The sequence below is a fragment of the Bacillus spongiae genome (assembly GCF_037120725.1).
In the GTDB taxonomy this organism is placed as follows: Bacteria; Bacillota; Bacilli; order Bacillales; family Bacillaceae_K; genus Bacillus_CI; species Bacillus_CI spongiae.
Map to the genome: position 1 here is coordinate 25,809 of NZ_JBBAXC010000023.1, position 24,111 is coordinate 49,919.

The following is a 24,111-nucleotide window of genomic DNA, read 5'->3' on the forward strand; positions in this document are numbered from 1 at the left end:
TGACTTCTTTTACGTTAACTATTAATAGTTTCGACAATCTGATGATATTAGATAAACGACATGGTTGGTTATAATCCTGTTACTAAATAGATAATTTTGAACAAGGAGGAATTCTTTTGATATTTCATAAGGAATTGTTTTGAGAGGGAAAACCGATACTGGCTAAACAGACTTTGAATATGGAGAGGATAAGGATAGAAAGGTATTTCTTTACCTCAACTGTTAATAGTAGGAGAGATCAGAAAAGTAAAATATTTCTCTAAGAAATATGAATTGAGAAAGAATGAAAGCTACAAACATGTAAAAAAATGTCCATTGTGTGGATTGGAACACCATTACTTTGTGCTTTAATATTTTTTGGGCAGACGGAAAAATGAAGAAAAAGCATGTTTGCTATGAATGTGAACGTGAAGAATATCATCGTTCTCGCTACATGAATAGAGTGATTGAGGAAAAGTGAGAAAAAGAACGAATTAAAAGAGAACTTCACATAAAAGAATACGAAATAGAGATATTGAATCAGTTATTAAAATTACAACATTAAGGTGATTCAAAATAGACAAAGTTTAATACTATACATTTTATTAGTAAAAATAAACCTAAATGATTTTTCGAAACAGTAAATATTTACTATTTTTTCCTTTGAGAACTATTTATTGGTATATTTTGTTATAATTCAACTTGGATAATATGTTTTTAGAGGTGATAGTTATAAGAAAAATATTTTTTTTATTAGTGATTAGTATTGTAATAGTAAGTTTTTCGGCTGTTATAGATGGAGAGTTTTATAAAGATGTATATTCTGATCAGCAAGGTAGAGTGGTCTTAGATGTTGGCCTTCCATTTAATTTTCTCACAGAGGTTTTTCCTCACGGAATTGAGTTACCTGAAGAATCAAAGGAGAAATTACAAACCTATTTTGTTAGATCGGATATCAAGATGGTTACTCAATTCCATGCTGTAACTTATTGCTTATCAATATTTGTTACATGGATTGTATTAATCATAGCACTACTAACTTTAAAACTTATCATTAATAAGAGGAGTAAGCGATCTGAATAATTCCCTTCCTTCAATGAATATAACCATTTATCTCTCAAATAAAAAAGTGTAGCCATAGCCACTTCATAAAGAAGGTTCTATGGCTTTACCTACATATTTAATATTACGTAAATTAACCCTACCTTCTACTCTTCCTTTATCTGGTTTATGAATTCAACAATAAAGAAACACAATTAATAGAATGCTATCTTCGCTTTTCGGCATACACCATTAACTCTCGTTTGATCATGAATCGTGTATACTTTTCAGACTACCTATTCATACATTAATCATTGACTACTATTATTCCTCGCTCCTTTATGAGCAACATATAAACTAGTCTCCTAGTTTGTGCTGTCGTTAAATGAATAAAAGTAGGTTTTTTTTCATTGGAAAGTAAGCTTGTAATAAAACGGTTACTTCCTTTATTAATATGTAAAAATAACAAAATGATAAGGTGTATGAAAAAGTTAGCATACTTTAACCTTATCTATTATTAAAGTAACCATCCAAGGAGAAATACAAGTTGAAATAAAAAGATCGTAAGGGGAATGATAGAAATTATTTTTAACCATTTCTTCTTTATCACAATCCCAAGTGTTAACAAAATTAAACCCAATACAAGCGTAGCAAAGATCATAACTACTGACATTTACATGAACCTCCAAATATTCTTATTTTCCATAGCTTCACAATTTCCATTATATTAATTTGACAAAATACGAAGCTTCATCAAATTACATAAGGCGTGTGCAATGGGGAACTCTTTACAATTTAGATATTTTACGAACCTAAAGCATGATTATCGCTATTTACCTTATAAATCCAACGACATAAAAAGGCTGTTTGGGTCCTCTTTGTAATCAGAAAAAGGCTTACAATACTGAAAACCAAAACTTGTATATAGTTTCCTAGCAGGTTTGAAAGCATCCATTGACCCTGTTTCCAAACTTAACTTTCGGTACCCTCTTCGCTTTGCTTCTGCGATGATGAATCCAAGGAGCTCTCTTGCAACGCCTTTCCTTAAATGTAATGAAGAAGTCCGCATTGATTTTATCTCTCCATGTTGATCATCAAGCTCTTTAAGTGCACCGCAGCCCATTAATTGTTCTTCTTCCCAGACACTCCAAAAAGTAATATCTGGTTTTTTTAATTCTTCAAGATTTAGTGCGTGAATACTCTCTGGTGGAGAATGAACTCCCATTCCTTGTAGATGCTCTCCCACTAGTTTAATCACGTCATGTCCTGTTAAGTCATCTATTTTAATCTCCATTAAAATTTCCACCTTTCTTATTTATCATTACATCTATTCAATAGGTTGTTGATAAAACAAAAAATACTCTTGTTTACTTCGTTTGCCTTCTTATCAAGAAGCTTATAATAATGGACGTATGTAATAACACCACTAATAAAATAGTCATAATTAATTCCTCATCTGTTGATGCATTCAAAATCAAAGCAACTACCCATAGAAAAAACAACGTAGAAATGAAAATTAAGATTGAATTTCTGAATACATCTTTCATCTTTCATCCTCTCCTTCTATCAAAACATATGGTTGATTCAAAGGTGTTAAACACTTTATTGCGATTACTTCTATACCTTTTCACCGATGTGAATAAGGTCATGAAAAGTCAATAGAAAAACGTACGCACCAATTGCATTTTCTATTTCATTAATTTCCTACTATTTCAAATACTTTCTTATATCTTATAGTTGTGAATGCTAAAATGCTACTAATGAGAGAAAATAATTCCTAAAAAAACTTTAATAGAAGAAACCGAATCAAATAGACTTATTGGGGGTTTGTAAGAAACGGCAACTATTTTTTATTCTTCTTTTTCTTCCTAATGTATATTAATAACCCTTACTCTAAGCTAAAAAAGAAGTCCCAAACGGTACTTATTGGGACTTCTTTAAGTGAGGTTCGTTCACTCAACCTCATCTGACTTCTTCATCTATAAGAACATACTTATTTTAATTTAATAAAGTCACTTGCTAGTACGACATATCCTAGTGGATTCTCATCATTATCAACAAAGAAAAGATTTCCGATACAATTTCGATTATCTTTTTCTACAAAAACTGTTAGGTGACGGATCCCGTCGAGATTAATTTCTAGTTCAATTCGAACCCCGGGTGGAATTTCAAAAGTTTGACTATCAATGATGATAGGCTTAAGAGGATCATCTAAATTAAACGCCGTTACTGTCGCAATACAGTCTTTTTTAGAATCCCCATTTCCTAATTCATAAACAGCACCAGTCGCATCCATCGGCTTAAGAAGAACCCCGCAGTTTTCCCTTATACTACATTTTGATTGAGTCATAGTAACACCTCCTTTTCTAGTAGATATAATATTTTATGCTTCTTAGCATTTTTTGATATAGACAAGTATCTTGTTAATGGTAGATTTATTAGTGGATAGCTAGAAATAGGAGCTTCTTTATTGAAATCTGAATAGTAGATTCCCCCATAATTATCAAAGTCCGACTTACTTTTTGGTTATATCTCTTCTCGAGAAAAGCTTCTACCTCACGTGATAGATTGACTCTATATCACAATGATGAGTAGTTAATCGGACAGAAATCTATATAATTTCGCGTCAATTTCTCTAGATTCTGCTTTTTTGAGCCTGACTTAATTGTTGCCATTCCAGTGCGAATACTAACGCTATTTTAAAATTACTAATCCCCTTCATTTCTTTCAATGTAACGGTGTTGCAGCCAAGTCCCTAAACCATTACCTTGCATGGTTCCATGTATTAGAGAGCATTCGTCATCAAATGAAGTTACAATGAACGATATAATAATTAAAGGAAATTCAATTCCAAATGCGGAAACATAAGATACATTTAGGTTATTTCTTATTCAACTAACGGAGTAGTGTAGTTGAATAAGAAGGAAATGAAGGGATGAATGAATTGCCAATACTACGTATTGATGCATTCCAATTGAAATAAAAGAGCCTTAAAATAAAAATATTTTTAAAAATTTTCCACGCCAATGCTACACTTCTGATGTAGCTATAATCAAAAGAGGCCACGGATTTTTTGCCCTTAAAAGGACAAAGGGTGAACAATAAAACACAAGCCCGTACCAAAAAATAATTATTTATTCCAAACACAAAGACCCTAAGCGAAGTAAATTCCTAGGGTCTATTCTTTCGAGCAGAGTTTATTCGAGGAGGTGATAACAATACGGACAAGTATCAGAAGCTCTGCTCTTGTATCAATATATGTTGGACTTGCTTATTGGTTATAAGAAGAATGTCTATTTTTTCAAAATGCGAAAAAATAGGCCATATTTCATTCCACCCTTTTAAGGCTAGATTTCTTACTTCACAGCAACTCAAACTTATGAGCTCCTGCATTACCATGAGAAGTAAAAGAAATTCCCTTTACGCCAGTGATCACTTGAGAGACGAAAAACACAACGAATCACCCGCTTGCTTATCAAAAAACATCATCATATATACATAATCATTAATATGGCTAACAAAAAAAACACCGAGTTTTCAATTTCCAGAATCCCTACTTTTTTGATAGACATTTTCTTTCCATAAAATAAAAATGCTCTTAATACACTTGGAATATACGCAATTAGAAATAATCCATTCCCTGTGATAAGTAAAAGGATAGGTATTAACGCATGATAGCCCCATGAATACCATTTATACTTTGGATTCTTTTTTTCACGAATCATTGTTTTGACATAAAAAGTACTACCAAGGAAAAAAAGAAACGATAATATGGCTAAAAACCAGGCCATTTCATCAAGCGAACCCACCCCTAAATAATAGCTTGCAAGCCCTCCTACACAAAACGAACTAATCGCTGTTACATCATTCCAAAAAGCTCTTTCTCGATTGATTTTAGCAAAATATATATTAATGATGAAAAAGGGAATCATGGCTATACCAAAATAAATCAACCTCCACTCATATAAAAGGGGTGGAATAAGGAAAAGGAATGCCAAACCTAAATAAATACTCGCCCATTTTCCGTGAAGACTAGGCTTCTTCCTTCTTAAAAATAATAAGAGCGGATATGTAGCTAAATATAAAAACAACCAGCCGAAAAATAAAGGAAGATGAAATAAACTTGGGTTTCCAATAATGCTACTAAGCAAAAAGGGAAGGATCAACATAGCCCACGCTCCATGCTGTTTAGGCAAAATTACTTTCATTTCAGTCACTTCCATTCCATAAAGACTATACGAGCATTTTATCAAACAAAGAACCGTCAATATGTGATTTGTATCACATATTAGCGTTTGAATAATAGTCCTTCCTTCCATCTTAAGGCGGATGAAAAACCATTCTTCCGTTTGTTATGGTTTCTTCTCGTATTGATTATACTAATAGAATAAATGAACAAACCGGAGGGTAAACGATGAAAAACAAAAAAAAGAAGCAACAAATGAAAAAGAATACAAATTCTAATGAAGCAACTACTCAAATCCAAGAAGAAATTCTTAATCGCCGAGCAGAATACTACAATCGACTTATCTAATTGATAGGCTATACAAACTAATAGAAGGATCACTTTGAGAATAGTACTTAGCAATCAGTCATAAACCTTCAGCTGAAAGAGTTTATGTACTGATTCTTGGTATTCCTTTAAAATGCATACTGGTGGAAAAAGTCGTATAAAGTGGCTCTAATATAGCCAAACCGTCAACAATGACCTTGCTTGGTTTCATGTATTTGAAAGGTTTCAGCAACAGAGAACGAAATCACGATGAAAGGCTTGATTATAAAAAGATTTTTTTACAAAATATTGAAACTTCGATACATTGATATTACCAAATGTCAAAATTATTATACAAGGGGCGAAAATATGTTGCTATTAATAGTAGCCATCGTATCTATTGTTATATGGAGTGCGCTTTCCCGAGAACTTATAATATCATCAAAAGAGAAAAACAGAGGAAAAATAATAACTTTAATGTCCGCAGATACATTTTCAACGGTAGTTCTGACTATATCACTTTTTCAAAATATCCAATCTTAAAATCCTCTAAATAGTTAGATAATAAAAAAGTAGCTTAATTAAAAAGCCAACTAAATCAAAACGAAACTTCCAATTTTATAGAAGTTTCGTTTTTAAAATGAAAATTCATCGATTGCATCGTTCATGTTTTTCAATTCTTGCGCTGAATGCTGAATCGTAATGTTTAGAAAAAAAAGGTTTGTTATATATCTTTAGTTAGAGCAGCTATTAGTTGAAGATGTTATAGTGTGTAGTTCAAAGACTTTGTTCACCACCAAATCAGCTGTATTCTCGACTGGAGGCATCCATAATCCTGTTATGGGTCCATATACGATTGGATTAAGCTCCACCTCATAGCCTCCAAATGGATATGCCTCCTTTGTCGGTAGGTATCCAAGATATCCGTTTGTATAGCCACCAAAAAAAGCAAGATTGCTTTTAAGCTTTTCTTGAACAATAAGAGCAGATTCCGAAAAAGGCTCCATTGGTATTCCTGAAAATAAGCCTTCGTTTAGTTGAAATAGTTGAATTTCCAACTCAATGGATATGTGTCTATTTTGCTGATTGTACTTATCTACCATAGCCGTAAGCCACTTATTTGGATTCACTCCCCACTGTTCTTCAGCTGCTGCCGCCATTTTTTTTAGTTCATCAGGTTCAGGAATTGCTTTTAAATCCAATGGCACCTTATCAGAAATTATTTCAAGCTTGGAAATAGATTTGAAAGGAGTAGATGGAATCATCGTAAGAACATTCCCACTCAATACATAGGCCATTTTCCTTAACGCTTCCATTGAACCACGGTACTTAGCGTTAACATTTCCAGTTGCACACTGTACAATGATTACTGGACATTTAAATGTGGATTCTAGAATTTCGCGTGTTAATCCCGGATAATCTGCTGATAAGATATCACTATCCTTCTTTAATACATTAGGGTGTGCAGTACAAAACACAATGGCTCCGGATAGCTTTTGTGTATGTTTATTTCGAGCTACTAAAATGCCTATCCGTTTATCAACAATACCATTTTCATTTGTTCCCATTATTACTTTACCATCAGGCGTATTTTCTCTTCGATTTACACCTATGTCCCCTGTTGTAACATTCCAACCAACCTCAGAAGGCTCCAAATTGTTGTTTGCATTAACTGCCGCTTTAACAACATTTCTTATCAATATTGTTTTATAAGCTTTTACTACTTCACTATGACTGACTGTAGCAGGTCCTGAATGAGTATGGCTATAGACAATAGTTATTACTTCAATAGAAATATTTAATTCCATGGCTATTTGCTGACGGACTCTTAAAGTATCTTCAACGAGCATTCCAATATTATCGACACTAATAAAAACCGTTTTCGTTTTGTTGCTTTCAAACACAAACGCTGTCGCATATATTCTTTCATTAACGTTTGTAATCCCTGTTGTTCTATGATATCCAATAAAGTCAATCCCTAAAGGTGGTGTAATATCCACCTTGTACACTCCTACTCTACTCATTCAAATCTCTCCATCTTCCTATGACATTGATCTCATTGCTTACTTAACTATCATGATTATATTACAATTATTTCAAATACAACCTAATTATACAATTAAAAAAATGGAAAAGATCGCATTTCTTATTAGAGGAATGCGATCTTTCTTAGATTTTATGTTCAATTTGCCTGTTCATGGTTTCATTATTTCTAATAAACCATCATCATCCATATTTCGGATAGATACTATCTTTCCATTTTCATTGAGATTAATTCTTGCCGTGATAATTGCAGTGTTTTTTTGATTGTCTTTTGTATATTCCACTTTTACTTCATAATCATATGCATTATCTTGAACTAGTTTCATCTCAATAGAAGTTGGTTTTAATTGAAACCCATATCCATATGCAAATGTTTGAAATAGCATAATTTGATTAGATTTAATCATTTCTTCCCAATTCACAACGAGAGGCTTATAGTTTTCTTCGACATACTCTTCTAGTTCAGGTGGAAATGCTCCATCTTGTTCAAAAGCATCCTTTAGTTCATCACTAGGCCCTGTGAACTCTTTTTCCAAAAAAGTTCGAATAGTTTTCTCATCCACTGTTTCTGAAAAGCAACCGACAAGTAAAACAATAACAGGCACCAAAACGAATAAATTCTTGATGAAACTAATGATATTTTTCATAATTTCAACCTCCTCAGTAACAACTTATACGTACAATAAGGAGGAATATTTCATTTTCTTAAAAATAAAAGCGATATTTTATTGTAGCATTTGTCCAATTCTTTAAAATCTAACCTTCTTTATTCGGTAATAAGTAGACTACCTAATTCGTTACCAGAAAACAAAGAATCCTAGCTCCACACCTTTTCTAATGTACTTCTAAATATCAGATCAAGATGATGTGTAGGGTCTTGTATATTGATATTTATTTGCTTTGAATATTCTCTTAGTCTTATGATTTCCTCATTTAAAAACTGGTTTATGATTTCAACTTTCGGTTCATAATTAAGCTCTTCTCCGTTTATTTTTCTTTTTAATAAGATTTGAATTTGTTTCTTTAATTCCCCATCAGGTAATAGATCCTCTAGTAATCTTGGGAACTCTAATGGTGGAAACTCATTATATTTTTCTATCCATTTCGCAGCTAATACTGGTCTTAATACATAGAAATATTTTTTTATTCTTACTTCATCCCCTTGCAAGTATTCACGAAAATTCTTACTTGCCATATTTAAGTAGTGGTGTAAACAGGAGTTCGGAGCAAAAATATCCATACTAAGCTCTTTCATCTTGTCAACAGTAGAGAAAGCTTGATAATAGACAATCCTTGACCTTAGCCATTCTAGTAAAGGGGGGTTGGATTTTCTAAATAGCCTCAATGCCTTTGTAAGTTCCCAGCCAGATATATCTAATAAATCATTAATTGGTAATTCAATTACATCTCTTTTCTTCCCGATCCCCATTTGGTCAATTGCTAGATAATCATTCTTTCGATGCACATAGATAAAACGAACATCATAATCACTATCTTTTGAAGGAAATTCCCAAGCTCTGCTTCCCGATTCAACAGCCTATAGAACCTTTACATTATATTCTTCTTCAATTTTTAATAAGGATTTTATTATTGTTTCTTTCATCACCGTAACCTCCATGCTTCTATCGTATAAAATATTTCATTATTTTTTGAATCTTTCCACAATAACGAATTAAGAATCCATCTGTGTATGAATGGACTTTTTATTGACCAAACAGCTAGATAGAAAATACTATAATGTGTTTATTATAACGAAATAGATTAGTTGAAGAAGTAATAACTCTATCGTATTCCGTTCAATTTTTGTCTACCCAGTAAGCTCATACAATAGGAATATTCTTTTGATGGGAGGCGATTATTATAGTTCGTTTTTCATGTATATATTAAAAACCTCATGACTGAATGTCATAAGGCTGATTTATATATACCGATTTAATTGTTGATAGATTGCACTCATTTCATCTATATTCATTCTAACTAAACCACTTGAAGAGGGGGCTACAAAGTCTATGACACCACCTACAACACTTTCTTCCTGCTTCCCCCAATAGATTTTCTTTCGCTTCGTAAGTTGCTGATACACTCCTTTTCCTACATAAAAGGCTACCTTTGGGAGATAAATACCCAGTTTTTGTTGCAGTAGAACTCTCCCTTCATCGTATTCGATAGATGTAATATCTGCTGCCGCTTTAGTAGGTCTACTGACAATATTCGTAAAACCGTAGCCTAGTGAGAGTAAATTTTGATCTTCTGAATGGTGAAATACTCTCGGTGTTAATGAAGCCGCATGGAGTATTTTCCAAAAGCGATTACTTGGATGAGCATAATGATGTCCCTGTTCTGATGATCGAACACTTGGGTTGTAGCCGATAAAAACGATTTTAAGATTCGGTTGCAAATGGTCAACTACTTCGTTCAACTTTCTCCAACTCCCTGCTTCCTAGTGTGTTTCTTTCTGTTTTAGCAAATACTGTCCCAAATATCGATGCGAGCACTTGTTGAAAAAGCATGCCTACTACTACAGGCACTGCAACAGGTGGAGGGAAATATTGTACCGCCATAACAGCTCCTGCACTTATATTTCTCATTCCCCCACAAAATAATAGAGTTACTCTATTTTCTCTATTTTGTTTCGTTAGGATTCCTACTACCCATGCAAGCAAATAGCCACTCATTGAAATCACGAAAACGGTACTAGCAATTAAGATTAATTCATAATCGATATGACGTAAGTAAGGCGCAACCGCAGCACTATTAATGGAGACAACGATACCAATTCCGAGCTTCGAGAAAGGGGCTAGTGTAGCTCCTAATGAATCTTTAATCGTTCCTGAACTAAGCTGATTCAGGGTCATGCCGATGAGAGAAGGCAACACAATCATGAAAAAGAATCCACTCATTAAGGGCCCAACATGAAATGGTACCCGTTCTCCAACTAGAAGAGCCAATGTAGCAGGAACAATGATGGGAGATAATAGTGTGTCAATTAAAATGACCGAAAGGGCTAGTCCTATATTACCTTTATAGATTAATACCCAAACAAAGCTCGTTATTCCAGTTGGAATAGCCATTCCCAGAACCAAACCGGTTATCGTATAAGCATTTTGAAAAACGATTGATCCTATTCCATAAGCCCATAATGGCATAACAATATGAAGAAGTATCAGTACGAAAAGTAACGGGAGCGGTCGTAAAAATACTTCTTTCACAGAATGAAAGTTAGAACTTAAACTTCCTGAAAAAGTCATCATGGCAAATACCCAAGGCACGATAAATGTCCATTGAGCTAAATAATCCGCGAATAAAACACCTATGATGACACTAATGGGTGTGATAATTGGTAATAGTTTTTGCAGCCACCTGTTCAATTTCTCTAGCATCATGGAACTCCTCATGTTTACTCATTTTAAAAGTATATCATATTTATTCTAGTATCCTGTCATTTCAAATGATGAATCAATTTCCTTATTTTTTGCATTGTCCCGTAAAGGTTGTCATCTTTTTAAAGCTGAATGAATGAGTAAAGTCCCAGTTCAAGAATAGTTTTCACTTCGGTCCATCCTGTTTGAATCTCATATATTCCTTGTTTTTGAATGATTTCTTCCCCGAGGAATCGACCTCTTTTGTATAGGAGCTTATAGAAAGAAGAAAGTCAATATACAGTATTAGTTAAACATATGTACCCAGATGCCAATACCGAATAGAAGGTTATTTTTAAAATTTCTTCAGTCATGAATACTCTGTCAAACGGCGTTCACTGACATCGTAGCAAAATAAAAACGCTCGGAATCCCACTGTACCCCAAGCGTTAAATGGATGTTTAAAAACCGTTCGTCTCGCTGCTTTTGTTCATAATTTTGAATCGAGTTATTATAATCCTCCTACTCCCCTTACACTAGTTGCTTCATACAATATGTGGAATTTAAGGATTCCAGAAATAGTCAATCGTTTTATCAACGGTTTCTTTTGAATGTTTTTCTTTTTCTTTCCATCTTCTCCTAATATTTGTCCGGACTCGATAGCCTCTTCGATACTCCTCTTCCACTTCAATAAACTCTTCTTCATTTGGATCAACGGAATCGTCGAAAAGGTCATACTCGGTCTCATCTATTTCTTCTTCGTTTATCGGTTGGGTTTCTTCAACTTCTTCTAAATCCTCTTCCTGAGGTAAATCGATTATTCTTTCACAAATGCTGTGAATATAAAGAGGGTTAATCAAATGGACTTCCTCATTACGCACTATTTTATAGTGATCTTCACTACAATCAATTAACGTTCCTTCTATTATATCTGTCTCACCAAGGTCGATTGTCACTTCTTTCTGAAACAATGAACAAAGTAATTGTTCCACTTTGTCTACTTGTTCAAATTCAGTTATCTCTGCATTGGATTCCTCTACTTGCTTGACAAGATCTTCATAAATTGTATGGATGTGAGCGATATTATAGTAAACAATTCCATTCGTTTCATTAGAAACGATGAGATAGTTTTCAACATAGCCAAGTATTAATCCACTTTTCGTGTCATTATTAATATAAGTGTATTTGTTTTGAAATGATTGAACCAATTCTGAAAAATCACTATAGATACTCCATTCTGGCTCTGCTTCCTCTTCTTGCTCTGGTGAAATCTTCACATCTGTTTTTTCAATAATTCTTTTTACATGGTTGGTGTTAATATAGATAAGTTGATCAACATTCGTTGAAACAACTATATAATCAGATGGCGCATCCAGCAACAAGCCGCTGTTAATTTCAGACGAACCAAGTTCGATGTTCACCACTTTTCCTTTCAATGTTTCTAAGAACGAATGAAAGGAATCTTTCGGTGATGACATAGCAACTCCTCCCTTTTCTATAGACGATTTAATCATATTTCTACACCATATATACGTTCTTCGGGAGGGCATTGACCCAATCTAAAGCCCATTTTTCATAAAATCAGCGAATGCCTAATTCCTTGCTTGTACGTTGATATAATTGCTTGTTTGGTTAAAGTTTAGCACCTCATCATTCTAGAAAGGACGATAGGCAGGAATCTAACAGGAAGACATCGAATAGAAAGGAGATAAAAAAAAGAAGGAGAGGTAGTATAATGAAAAATCCTATTTTAAATGAAATTGGTGCAATTTTTGTTCCTGTCCGAAACATAGAGGAAGCACGAGAGTGGTATAGTCAAATCTTAGGCCTGCCCGCAGATGGTGAAATACAATTTGGTCATATTTATGTTCTTCCAATGAAAGGGACACAAGTCGTATTAGACAGCAAAATCTACTCCCCTGAGAAGACATTTAAAGCTCCTACCTTCCACTTTAATACAGAAAATATTGAGGAAGCTTATACGTATATGAAAAATAAAGAGGTCGATATGACCTCAAATATTGAACATAATCATTATTTTACTTTCAAAGACCCAGATGGGAATCACCTCATGATTTGTAAATGTTAGTCAAAACGACCAAGCATATAGTACCCATATGTCCTATATGCACATTTTTTATAATAGGCGTTTTTTCTAATAATAGATAAAACGACTTGGTTATCCAATGATGTGAAAACATAAAAAAGGAGGTTCCTACTTGCCACAAGGACTTATACATCATATAGAAATTTATGTTTCTAATTTGAAAAATTCAGTTGCCTTTTGGGGTTGGTTATTAGAGGAATTAGGATATGAACCTTATCAAAAATGGGAAATTGGGCAAAGCTGGATCATTGGAGAAACATACCTATGTTTCGTGCAAACAGAAGAAAGATTTATGGATGTTCCCTATCATAGATGTCGCGTAGGCCTAAATCATTTAGCTTTCCACGCAAGTTCACGTCAACACGTTGATGAAGTAACAAGAAAGCTAAAAGAAAAAGGTGTGACCATTCTTTACCCTGATAAACACCCTTTTGCAGGAGGGAAAGATTATTATGCTGTATTTTTTGAAGACCCAGATCGAATAAAGGTTGAATTAGTAGCACCTTGACCTTTTTTTCGTTCGCAGGATTCAATGCCTCGTAGTTAGATACTGAAAAATACGAGAATATTCATCCTCTACTCGTCTAATAAATCACACCATTACAAAAAAACCTTTCAAATTGAAAGGTTTTTTCTAATAGTTCGAATGTAAAATGGGCGATGAATGCATAAACAGTTAGACTTATCAACTGAATTAATCCGTTTGATTACATAATTGGAACATTCGCCATACACTATAAAGAAGCAATCGATTGAAGGTTTATATAAACGACTAACGTATCATGAATAAAGGAGGGAAATGAATGAAATATGATTTTCATAAGAAACGGAAAATAACAGAATTGGACTTATCCCCTTTTTCCCCCATCGGGGACGGCAAAGATGGAAAAATTTATAAATTATCGCAAAAGAAGTGTGTTAAGTACTATTTCCATGAAGAAACACAACAGAAAGAACTACAAGCTTTACAAACTGGTCAATCCTCCCCTATTTTTCCTCGTCTTTATGAATATGGAGACAATTATATTGTGATGGAATATGTTCAAGGAATATCACTTGCACGTTACTTAAAGCATAATAGAACAATGAATAAAGAACTCACATTAAAAATTTTAAATGTACTCGAAGAATTGAAGCGTGTAGGGTTCAATCGATGGGATACAGAAGTTCGACATATGCTAATAAACATAAAAGGTGAATTTAAAGTCATCGACCATAAACGAGCATTCTCAACGACTACAACTGTTCCTAAAAAACTCTTTAAAGGAATTCGTAAATTTGGCTTAATGGAAGAGTTTTTAACTCATGTGAAAACGCTAAAGCCTTCGTTGTATAAAGAATGGAAGGATAAGGTTTGAACTAGTCTTTGTTCACCTACTCCGTTTCCTCTATTGAATATGTTTGATTTCTTTTGTACGGTTAAGAGATTACCGTACGATACATAGTTCGTTTGAATCGACTCCGTTCGTAAAGGGATTGTATTTTTCCATTCCTCGAAACCAAAAGGAAATCGCTCTTTTAGTTGCCCTGAAACATCATATTATTAGGTATTTCATTTGAGAAAAATCACCTTTATACCATCTGTCGTTTTGATTCCTTTTGTTCTTTTTAACTCACATTACCTATACTAAACCAAACCTAGTGATTATTTTAGAGTCGCGATTTCAGTATCTATAGGCGCTAATGAAACGATTATTAACGATAAAGAACTCCCTTTATGTTTTCAAACGATTTTTTAAGTACAGTAAAAGAAAATGGAATCACGAATATGGCTGATACCAACAGCTTGTATTTATAGACAACCGGAAATGGTCAAAGAAGCACATTGATGATAACACGAAATAAACTCACTATTTTTAGGTTTAATAGTTGCTTGAGTTAGTTGAATATCACTTTAATTAAGATTTTTTATAAGGTTTATTTATACTTCTTTCGATATTTCAAACTACTTTACATCACCCTTCAAACTTCTTCACTAGTAGAAAAGTCCCTCATCACCCGTCTGTTCTCACTATCATTGATAGACAGTTTTCTTATATCGTTGCTGTAACGGCGGTCGTGAAGGTTTACGTTCAAGACCATTCTTATTATCTGTTTACCTATTCGTATATTTTCAACAAAGACGACGTTAATTTTTCATTTAAAAAGAAGTTGTCATATTTACCACTGCCCTTCCGCTTCTGTCTATTTCCTCTTTGTTCCTTTCAACATATAGTAATGTAATACGTGTTAGATTGGAGGAATGAACATTGAGCAATACGGTTTTAGTCATTGCAGCACATCCAGACGACGAATTGTTAGGGCTAGGTGGAACGTTAAAACGACTAATTCTTCAAGGGAATAAAGTTGTGTCGATTATTACCGCACTCGGCAGAAAAGAAGAAGCGCACCATATTCAGCAGCTCGCTAGACAAGCAAATAATGAAATCGGGATTCATGAGCTCATTTTTTTAGAACACCCAAACCTTGAACTAGAAATGCAGCCACTGCATTTATTAACGAAGCAAATCGAAGGGTTCATTGCCCGTTATAATCCTGATACGATTTTTACACATCATTACGGTGACCTAAACCGAGATCACCAGGTGACATTTCAGGCAGTATTAACCGCTGCGCGCCCATTGCCAAACAATAAGCCAATCGATATCCTTGCATTTGAAACGGTTTCTTCAAGTGAATGGAATACCCAAACAAACGACCATACTTTTAAACCAAATTATTTTGTAAATATTTCTACAACGATTGATCATAAACTATCAGCATTGAAGCATTACGATGTTGAAATGAGGGATTTCCCGCATCCCCGCTCTTTCGAGGGGGTAAAACATTTAGCGAATGTCCGAGGCATGACAGTTGGCGTTCCGTATGCCGAAGCATTCGAGATGATTAGGAGGGTTTGGCAATGAGTGAGCTCCTATTCCCCTATCCTTATGTCATCTCCGCATTAGATCACTATTATAACGTCACACCACCTTTATCAGAAAAAGACTATAATCAAAAACCAAGTGGAGGGTCAGGTGGAAAAAAGAAACGATCTTCTAAAAAACAACTGTCCATTTTAATTGCAACATTTTGGGACTACCCCCATACAGGAGGGCTATCTAACTATATTACCTCATTGCGAGATGGCCTCATAGAAATGGGACATAAAGTCGATGTAATTTCGCCTAATCAATTTCCTCAGGAGAAGGTTGCAGCCTTAAGGAAAGAGATTGTCCCTAAATTAAAGAATTTTCTTACAAACCGCTACGGAGAGTACTCAAAAAAAATATTACAAAGCACCCGTCTCTTATATATTTATGAACAAATGTTAATGAAAATGGACCTCGATCAATACGATATCTTTCATGCTCAAGATCTTTTTACAGCGAATATTCTAGGTAGGTTTAATGCTAAATACAATAAACCTTTATTATTTACCCCGCATGGGATGTTTACCTTTAATCGAATCAAATTTAATCGTATTGAAAAGGGATCAGTCGAAGAAATTTACTATGAAACAATTGAACGGAAAGCGATAAAATACGCTGATCATCTTATTGTGATCAGTGACTCCTTTCATAAACCTCTAAAGGACATGGGAGCAAAAGCTAAGAAATTAACTACCATCTACACTGGAATTGACTTTCCAGCAGTACAAAGGAAAAAAAACAAAAAAATCATCATTTCATCCATATCTAGACTCGGTCCTCGAAAAGGTCATAATGACTTATTAAAGGCTCTTTCCAAAATAAAAAAACACACGAAACATGTGGAGGTTCTAATCGTTGGAGATGGTGAAATGAGAACGACACTGGAAGAAATGAAAGAATCGCTTCACTTAGACAACGTCCGCATTTTAGGAAAACGAGACGACATAGCCAACATTTTAAGTCATACGGATATATTTGTCCTTCCTACACTAAACGACAACCTACCTGTGTCAATTATCGAAGCGATGCATAGCCGTACTGCGGTAATTACAACGAACTGCGGGGGTATTCCAGAATTAATCGAACACGATAAAACGGGTATTATCATCGAACCTAAAGATATTAAAGCTCTTTCCAAACAACTTAAACGTCTCATTCTGGAAAAAGATACCCGAGCTAAATTGGCACAAAATGCTTACGACTACGCTCAAAAACAACTTACCCGTGACATGATGGTCAATCAAATTTCCGAAAAATATCAACAACTATTGGCAAGTAAGGAAGAGGAACGCAATGAATAAACATGCTGCCGTAGTTCTCGATTTAAGCGCAAATGGTGTAGGGATGATTCATATATTAGCGGATAAAGGAATTGATGTGTATGCATTTGATACAGAAGGTCCGTATCAAAAAGGGAAATCTCGCTTAGCTTCATGTGCTATTTGCCCAAGTCCACTAACAGAAGAAGCAGAGCTACTTTCCTTTTTGATTAAATTCGCCAAGGATTTTGACGAAAAACCTGTTCTATTCGTCGGAGCCGACGATTATGTTATTTTCGTTTCAAAATACCGGGGTGTACTGGCTGAATATTTCCTATTTATATTTCCTGAACACTCCCTTGTAGAAGATTTATTAGATAAAAAGAAAACATATGACATCGCGAAAGAACACAATGTCCCAACAGCCAAAACATTTTTTGTTGAAAATGAAGACCAATTAGAAGCCACTATAGACGAACTAGAATTTCCTTGTATATTAAAGCCCGTTGCTGGTCATGAATTTCGGAAACATTTAAATACGAAGGCCATCTTAATCGAAAATGCGACCCAACTACGAGAAGAGTTTCCTCTTTATCAAAATGTGGGGGAAATCGTCATTCAAGAGATTATTCCAGGAGACAATCAAACGTTTTACAAACTAGCCACTTTCTTTGATGACGAAATGAATTTAATTGCCTTATTCACACTCCAAAAAAATCACCAGTTTCCCATACAATTTGGGACAGGAGCACACATCGTATCAAAACGAATTCCCGAATTAGTAAATTTAGGCGTGCCACTATTAGAAACGCTCCAACTAAAAGGGATTGGGATGATTGAATACAAAAAAGATCCACGTGACGGAGAATATAAGCTGATTGAGATCAATCCTCGTTTTTGGTTAACACATAGTTTAACAGGAGCAGCAGGTGTAGATTTTGTCTATTTATATTATCAATATTTAACAGGGCAGCAGCCGTCAGCACAACTTGAACAAATCGATGGGGTTCAATGGATCTATCTCGTTCGTTATTTTCTAACTTTCCTTGAAAAACGGAAACGGGGACTCATGAAGATAAAGGATTTCACATCAGGTTTTAAAGGAAAAAACGTCTATGCTCTCTTTTCCTGGCGTGATCCAATGCCTTTTATTAGAAGCTCACTATCTCATTTACGGAATGCATGGAATCGGAAAAAAAAGGAGTGATTTGTGTGTACCAACCGAAAGAACTGTATTCTTTATTCAAAAAACATAAGATTGAGGAGAAGCTATCCACTTCCTTAGAAGAATCAGTGAGAATTGTTCCGTCATCAATTGAATGCTTGAAGTCAACCCAACGCAGCAGCATTTATAAATTGCAAGTCAAATCATCGAAAAGCAACTACCCTATCATTTTTAAAATCTATTCGTCTACAAACTATAAAAACGAAATTGAAATTAATCTTTATACGAAGGCTTACCCTTTCCTTGAATCCTTCCTACCAAAAATCCACGTTGTAGAGTCTTTCATTAACGGTGGAGAAACATGGATTTTCATGGAATGTCTACAGCAAATCCGGGGACAGCTTACATTTACCCCAAAGCATTTTGACTACATTATCCCGTCCATTTCCCAGCTGCATGCTCACACGTATGAAGACAATTTTCATCAAGAGGAAAGTACGTTCCAACCATGGCTTCCCATATATGATTCCAAAAAAATGAGAACGAGGCGTCGAAAATCCATCTCCAAAACGATGGTTTTTTTACAGGACGCAGCAAAGGATAAACATTTAAAAAGGATTATTGCACCTCGCTACAAGGCACTTATGAAAACGTACGATCGTGGACCTGATTTTTTTCCTGAATTAATGGAAAGTGGTTCATCCATTACACACGGTGACCTTCATATGCAAAATATTTGTTCAAAAGACGTCAGCAAGGAAAGAGCCTGGGATATTCAATTGATTGATTGGGAAGGAGCAAAGTTCGCTTCTGGCTGGTTTGACATGATTGTGTTAGTGGAAATTTTATTAGGCTTCCGAAAAGATTGGCAGCCTCATGCCGAGGAAATTCGAACGCACTGCATTAACGTGTACGCAAACGAAATGCAAAAACGCGGAATTCAGTTTGATGAGAAACCACTAGATCTGTATAAGATGGCCTATTTGCAACGGACACTGGAAAAAGGGCTACAAACTCAGCTCCGTCGTCTTTTTGATAATCGTGGAGGGGAGCTTCTGCTTTATCACCTTACCAAAATTGAAACGTGGGGCAAAGATTTGGGGATTTACAAATAGAAGGAAAGAGTGAGAAAAATGAGTGAAAAAAACAATGAGCAATTGGAGCCCCTCTTCATTCACCCCACTCTCTTGTCTGTTATGGATCGATTTTACGATGTCCCAACAAAAAGTCCAATTCCGTCCAACTTGCAGTCATTTGGACGGAAAAGCTCCTCTATTTTAAACAAATTGAACATCTTATATGTAACATTTCTTAAATATCCAAACACAGGCGGACTTTCAAACTATATTACCTCATTGAAATCTGGATGCGAGAAGTTAGGTCATCACGTAGATGTCCTCTCGCCACTCCAAATGTCACAGGCTGAATTTAATAACCATATCCCTTTTGCAGCTGAGCAAGCAAGATCATTTATGCATAATCGGTACGGTGTCGTTCATGAAAAAATCGTCAAAAACTTGAGCTTTCTTCACGTCTATACGTTATTTCTTGAAAGAAAACAAATCGACACCTATGATGTCATTCACGCCCAAGATTTATTTGCTCTCTTTATTTTAAGTAGTCTAAATCACCGATATAAGAAGCCGTTGCTTTTTACTCCACATGGCTTATTTACAAAAAGCCGTTTAAAATTCAAAAAAATTCAAGCTGGATCTCTTGAAGAATTATATTTTACAGAAATTGAAAAGCAAGGATTGAGAGCAGCAAATGAAATCATCATCATCGCGGATGCCTTCCGTACGCCTTTAGCTTCATTTGATGCAAAAGAAGAACAGATGACCACTATACATTCAGGAGTTGAGTTCAACCCACTTCCAAAATTACAACATAAAGAAAAAGTCATTATTAGCTGTGTAGCCAGACTTTCTCCGCGCAAAGGACATGAAGGGTTGTTACACGCTTTTGCCTTACTAGGAGAAGAAGCCTCTAATGTTGAGCTTTGGATTATTGGAGACGGAGTAATGAAAGAGACACTCATCAAACAAGTGAATGATTTACAGCTTTCAAACGTACTTTTTTTAGGAAAACGAACTGACATTGCTGAGATTCTTTCACATTCTGATATATATGTTCTCCCAACCTTAAATGATAATTTTCCATTAGCCCTTATTGAAGCCATGCTTTCTCAGCAAGCCATTATTACAACGACTTGTGGAGGAATTCCAGAAATGATTCAACATGAGAGAACAGGACTTCTCTGCGAGCCAGGAAATGTTGAGGAGTTAACAAACGCCATTCGTTATCTCCTTTCAAACGAAAATGCACGCCAAACGCTAGGCTTAGCAGCAAAAGCTTACGCTACCGACCATTTTACCTCAAGTGTGATGGCGACAAAAATGGAGAAGGTTTATAAATCCTATATTGAAACGATTAACGAATGAGCACTGTCAAACGGTCGTATGTGGAGATTTTCCGGAGATACTAGAGCCTACTTAAAGAAAGAGAGACCATGTAAATTTGGTCTCTCCTTTTCATTATGATTAAAAAATTCTATGACTTAACCTATTTCTTTAAGAAATGTCAAAGATTCGAAAACCAATTAGTCTAGGATTAAGGAGTCATGTAAATAACTCACTTGATCAACTAAAAATCCGTCCAATTGTCTTTTTCGATCAGACACTAATTGGATATTCACTTCATCGCCTTCGACTTCCACCCAAATATCTTCATTAATGCCATCATATGTTGCTACAACATCTCCATTTTTATCTTTTACATAGACGAAGTCAGAACCTTGTTCTGTATAAATAGCAACAAAATGAATCTTGATTTTTTCAACTCCTGGTTTTGAATACGTAAATACTTGATTGTAATTTCTTGGGTATGGATGAGGAGATCGAATTTCTACCATTTCATCAAACCATTTTTTGTCGACTAGATCAGCTTGTTCAGGGTTCTCTGGGAACGTCGCCGTAATAGAATATGGACTTTCACTGATTGTGTCGTCTAACCCGACAACTTCAACATAATAGGTTCCTGCTTCTGAAGTTGACAAGACGATGGACTCATTAGAGGCCTCATCAGCTACCGATGTCTCAATAAGTTGTTTATTACTATCGTATAAATACAGCTCATAATCAACCGGGACATCTACTGTAAGATTCGTTAAATTGACTGTAATCTCCCCATCAACATCTGAAGTAAAGCTGTAATAATCTTTATCTGTTGCAGATGAGATAGTCGTTGTGTATACTTCATCGTCTGTTAATTGATAGGCTGCCTCAAATGTATCATTTGAATCCGCAGCACTACCGATTCCAACAGAAGCAAATCCATCCGCAACGGCGCTGTATTCTTCACTATCCGCACCATATAGGTCCTCTGTCGCCTGTAATATAGCGTTACGTGCATCGATAAATTGGGATTGAGACGTTAAATATTTTGTTAAAGCTCGGTAATAGATTTCACCTGTTTTATCAAGGTTCACATCTTCTCCGGCAACGGTATTTTTTAAGTCAATTGCATTAGCAATATGGTAGAAAGCCTTATTCGGAATACCACTATTTGTATGAACTCCGCCATGATCCCCATCAGCAGTATTTGGAAGGACAACAAAATCATTCATATGATCAGGTTGTCCATAAAGCGTTGGGTCCTCCATACTTCTTAACGCATCTCCCGCTACATTAGGCGTATAGACGTCCTCACCCAATAACCAATCGACAGAATCCGTAGTATCATTTTCTGCTTCTACGATTATTCCAAATACATCTGAGAAGGATTCATTTAATGCACCTGATTCATTTTCATACACTAAATCGGCTGAAAAATCAGTAACGGCATGTGTTAACTCATGGGCAACTACATCTAAAGACCCTGATAACGGGCTGAAAGTTATTCCATCTCCATCTCCATATACCATTTGTGTTCCGACCCAAGCGGCATTATTCCAAGCCTTTTCTACATGGACACTTGATACGATATCGCTTCCTTTATCATCATAGCTATTGCGATTATGCTTATCATAAAAATAATCGTAGACGACTCCACCATAATAATGCGCATCTACTGCCGCTTTGTCCTCAAAGATGTTATCGCTATCTGAAACAATTGAACCTGTATTCCATATTTCGTTAGAATCATAGGTTCTAATCACACCATCCAATAAAATTGGAGCCGTTTCATCCACATTAAACATCGATTTTGTCGTATCGATTAAATAATATGATCCCTTATCAGCATCAAAATAAGTGTTGAGGCTTTTACTATCGCCTAAAACGCCTGTACCTGTTCCCGTTTGTGGTCCAGTTTCCGTCGCATGTTTAATTAGATTTTGTGATTTCAATACGTCACCCTTTTTAGCATCTATAAAGATTAGCTCGCGACCAATATACGGCTCTAAAAACTGAAGCTCTACGATATAGGCAGGCACCCATTTTTCTTCATGCTTATAGAGATAAAGGTCGACCTTCGGTTCAGTCGTATACGTATCTTCCTCAGGTGATAAACTTAAATGTTCTTCTGCTGCTTCAAGGGCATTCTCTTTTGATAGTTTAATAGAGTTAGACCATTTTTTATTAAGCAATTTTGGTTCTGCTTGACCGTTTATCGATGTCACAACACCATTTTGGTCCGTATGGACATTTAATTCAGCTCCATATACTGGAATACCATCTACGGTGAACTGAGTACGATAATGTGTCATGCCAAGCTCATCCGTTTCTCTCTCAACAATCTTAAATTCTCCGTCTTCAATTTGAAAGAGATCTTTATTCTCTTTAAGAAATGCTGAAATATCTGCATTTTCATCTGATAGTTTACCAGAAATATAGCGGGGAACACCTTTCTTCTCATCCCATGAAATCTTTAATTTCTTCTTTGCTTTCGTTGTTTTTTCAATCATTTTCTTTAGCTTACTTTGTTGCTTCAGCGTTTCATTCCCTTCAGCTGAAGTTGTTTCTGGAACTGAATTTGCTGAAACCGAACTGATTGTTGTTGGCGTTAAAAAGGCTCCTACAGATAGCGAAGTAGCTAGTAATGTCGATACAAATTTTCTCTTTTTCATTTCTTTCCCCTTTCCAATAAACAATAGATTTTAGTCTTGTAATGCTTTAATTTAAATATTCACATTGTAATACTCGGTTTAAAGCACTAAAAAATATTAGTTAGTACCTCCTCTCTTATATTATTGTGATTTTACAATATTCTAAAAATTAAATCAACCATTTGATGTTATTTTAGGAAAATTTTTATGTTGACAGTTATTATTTTGAAAGATTTATAGCATATAGGAGTACTTCACTCTACTTTTATAAGTCGATGAAAGCTTCCGTTCACAACCTCTTCAGAAATTGTCTCTATTTAAAGAAGCAGCAAATAACTCGAATGGCAATAATATGATTTAAAGAAAACAATTTCCTTATCTATTTTTCAAAAAGTTTAAACTATTCAAATATAAAAGAGTGTGATTTCAATCACACTCTTTTATTTTTTCGTTCATCTATTTTTCCATTCTACAATAATAAAATAGCCACAGAAATATGGTAAGGAATATAAAATTAACATGTATCATCCCTTTTGGTGGTGTACAATCGATTCTTATGATCATCCAGTTTAAATTGCTTTAAATAAAGTCTCTTCACCATTTTCTGTGATTTGCACCCAATCCTAGAAATTAGTTAACGAGAGTGCGCAGCCGATCAGGCGATGTTCTTCTTCAGCTTGGAGACCACTTAGTTGGTAGAATAGGAGCTG

Annotated in this window: 19 protein-coding genes and 2 pseudogenes; 9 read left to right on the forward strand and 12 right to left on the reverse strand. The window is 35.1% G+C overall.

The window, feature by feature from the left end; all coding sequences use genetic code 11:
* Positions 1-1,537 precede the first annotated feature (1,537 nt).
* The 4 genes from WAK64_RS19890 to WAK64_RS19905 all read right to left on the reverse strand — a co-directional run bounded on the left by WAK64_RS19890 (position 1,538) and on the right by WAK64_RS19905 (position 3,370).
* Entirely contained in the window at positions 1,538-1,693 is a 156-nt protein-coding gene (locus tag WAK64_RS19890; RefSeq protein WP_336588756.1) for a hypothetical protein, read from the reverse strand.
* Between the two features lie 165 nt (positions 1,694-1,858).
* A complete protein-coding gene (locus WAK64_RS19895) occupies positions 1,859-2,314 on the reverse strand; it encodes a GNAT family N-acetyltransferase (protein WP_336588757.1) in 456 nt (151 codons plus the stop codon).
* Between the two features lie 73 nt (positions 2,315-2,387).
* Positions 2,388-2,567, reverse strand: a complete 180-nt coding sequence (locus WAK64_RS19900; RefSeq protein WP_336588758.1) for a hypothetical protein — start codon at positions 2,565-2,567, stop codon at positions 2,388-2,390.
* 446 nt (positions 2,568-3,013) lie between these two features.
* Positions 3,014-3,370, reverse strand: coding sequence for a hypothetical protein (locus tag WAK64_RS19905; protein WP_336588759.1), 357 nt, complete (start codon positions 3,368-3,370; stop codon positions 3,014-3,016).
* A gap of 384 nt (positions 3,371-3,754) precedes the next feature.
* Here WAK64_RS19905 and WAK64_RS19910 point away from each other — a divergent pair.
* Positions 3,755-3,888: pseudogene (locus tag WAK64_RS19910) on the forward strand (IS1595 family transposase); the annotation flags it as partial.
* 620 nt (positions 3,889-4,508) lie between these two features.
* Here WAK64_RS19910 and WAK64_RS19915 read toward each other — a convergent pair.
* From WAK64_RS19915 to WAK64_RS19945, 7 genes and pseudogenes are all read right to left on the reverse strand, one after another.
* Positions 4,509-5,228, reverse strand: a complete 720-nt coding sequence (locus WAK64_RS19915; protein ID WP_336588760.1) for a YwiC-like family protein — start codon at positions 5,226-5,228, stop codon at positions 4,509-4,511.
* A 1,018-nt stretch (positions 5,229-6,246) separates the two neighbouring features.
* A complete protein-coding gene (locus WAK64_RS19920; RefSeq protein WP_336588761.1) occupies positions 6,247-7,536 on the reverse strand; it encodes a neutral/alkaline non-lysosomal ceramidase N-terminal domain-containing protein in 1,290 nt (429 codons plus the stop codon).
* Positions 7,537-7,707: 171 nt separating this feature from the next.
* On the reverse strand, positions 7,708-8,202 hold the full coding sequence (locus WAK64_RS19925; protein WP_336588762.1) for a hypothetical protein: 495 nt from the start codon (positions 8,200-8,202) through the stop codon (positions 7,708-7,710).
* A gap of 170 nt (positions 8,203-8,372) precedes the next feature.
* Positions 8,373-9,158: pseudogene (locus WAK64_RS19930) on the reverse strand (nucleotidyltransferase domain-containing protein).
* Positions 9,159-9,473: 315 nt separating this feature from the next.
* Entirely contained in the window at positions 9,474-9,974 is a 501-nt protein-coding gene (locus WAK64_RS19935; protein WP_336588763.1) for a mismatch-specific DNA-glycosylase, read from the reverse strand.
* Complete coding sequence (locus tag WAK64_RS19940; protein WP_336588764.1) at positions 9,958-10,938, reverse strand: bile acid:sodium symporter family protein; 981 nt, start codon at positions 10,936-10,938, stop codon at positions 9,958-9,960. The genes WAK64_RS19935 and WAK64_RS19940 overlap by 17 nt, the downstream gene beginning before the upstream one ends.
* Positions 10,939-11,477: 539 nt before the next feature.
* Complete coding sequence (locus tag WAK64_RS19945; protein WP_336588765.1) at positions 11,478-12,392, reverse strand: hypothetical protein; 915 nt, start codon at positions 12,390-12,392, stop codon at positions 11,478-11,480.
* 257 nt (positions 12,393-12,649) lie between these two features.
* Here WAK64_RS19945 and WAK64_RS19950 point away from each other — a divergent pair, with 257 nt between their 5' ends.
* The 8 genes from WAK64_RS19950 to WAK64_RS19985 all read left to right on the forward strand — a co-directional run bounded on the left by WAK64_RS19950 (position 12,650) and on the right by WAK64_RS19985 (position 20,798).
* Entirely contained in the window at positions 12,650-13,003 is a 354-nt protein-coding gene (locus WAK64_RS19950) for a VOC family protein (protein ID WP_336588766.1), read from the forward strand.
* A 130-nt stretch (positions 13,004-13,133) separates the two neighbouring features.
* On the forward strand, positions 13,134-13,529 hold the full coding sequence (locus WAK64_RS19955) for a VOC family protein (protein WP_336588767.1): 396 nt from the start codon (positions 13,134-13,136) through the stop codon (positions 13,527-13,529).
* A gap of 295 nt (positions 13,530-13,824) precedes the next feature.
* Positions 13,825-14,379, forward strand: a complete 555-nt coding sequence (locus tag WAK64_RS19960) for a kinase (protein WP_336588768.1) — start codon at positions 13,825-13,827, stop codon at positions 14,377-14,379.
* 891 nt (positions 14,380-15,270) lie between these two features.
* Positions 15,271-15,927 (forward strand): PIG-L deacetylase family protein, encoded by a 657-nt coding sequence (locus WAK64_RS19965; RefSeq protein WP_336588769.1) that lies wholly within the window; start codon positions 15,271-15,273, stop codon positions 15,925-15,927.
* Entirely contained in the window at positions 15,924-17,234 is a 1,311-nt protein-coding gene (locus WAK64_RS19970) for a glycosyltransferase family 4 protein (RefSeq protein ID WP_336588770.1), read from the forward strand. Before WAK64_RS19965 ends, WAK64_RS19970 begins: the two co-directional genes overlap by 4 nt.
* Positions 17,227-18,399 carry a carboxylate--amine ligase gene (locus WAK64_RS19975; RefSeq protein WP_336588771.1) on the forward strand — a complete coding sequence of 391 codons (1,173 nt, stop codon included), beginning with the start codon at positions 17,227-17,229 and terminating at the stop codon, positions 18,397-18,399. The genes WAK64_RS19970 and WAK64_RS19975 overlap by 8 nt, the downstream gene beginning before the upstream one ends.
* 5 nt (positions 18,400-18,404) lie before the next feature.
* Positions 18,405-19,472, forward strand: coding sequence for a protein kinase family protein (locus WAK64_RS19980; RefSeq protein ID WP_336588772.1), 1,068 nt, complete (start codon positions 18,405-18,407; stop codon positions 19,470-19,472).
* Positions 19,473-19,490: 18 nt separating this feature from the next.
* Positions 19,491-20,798, forward strand: coding sequence for a glycosyltransferase family 4 protein (locus WAK64_RS19985; RefSeq protein ID WP_336588773.1), 1,308 nt, complete (start codon positions 19,491-19,493; stop codon positions 20,796-20,798).
* Positions 20,799-20,956: 158 nt separating this feature from the next.
* On the opposite strand, the gene WAK64_RS19990 is transcribed toward WAK64_RS19985, so the two are convergent.
* Positions 20,957-23,422, reverse strand: a complete 2,466-nt coding sequence (locus WAK64_RS19990) for a M4 family metallopeptidase (RefSeq protein WP_336588774.1) — start codon at positions 23,420-23,422, stop codon at positions 20,957-20,959.
* Positions 23,423-24,111 lie beyond the last annotated feature (689 nt).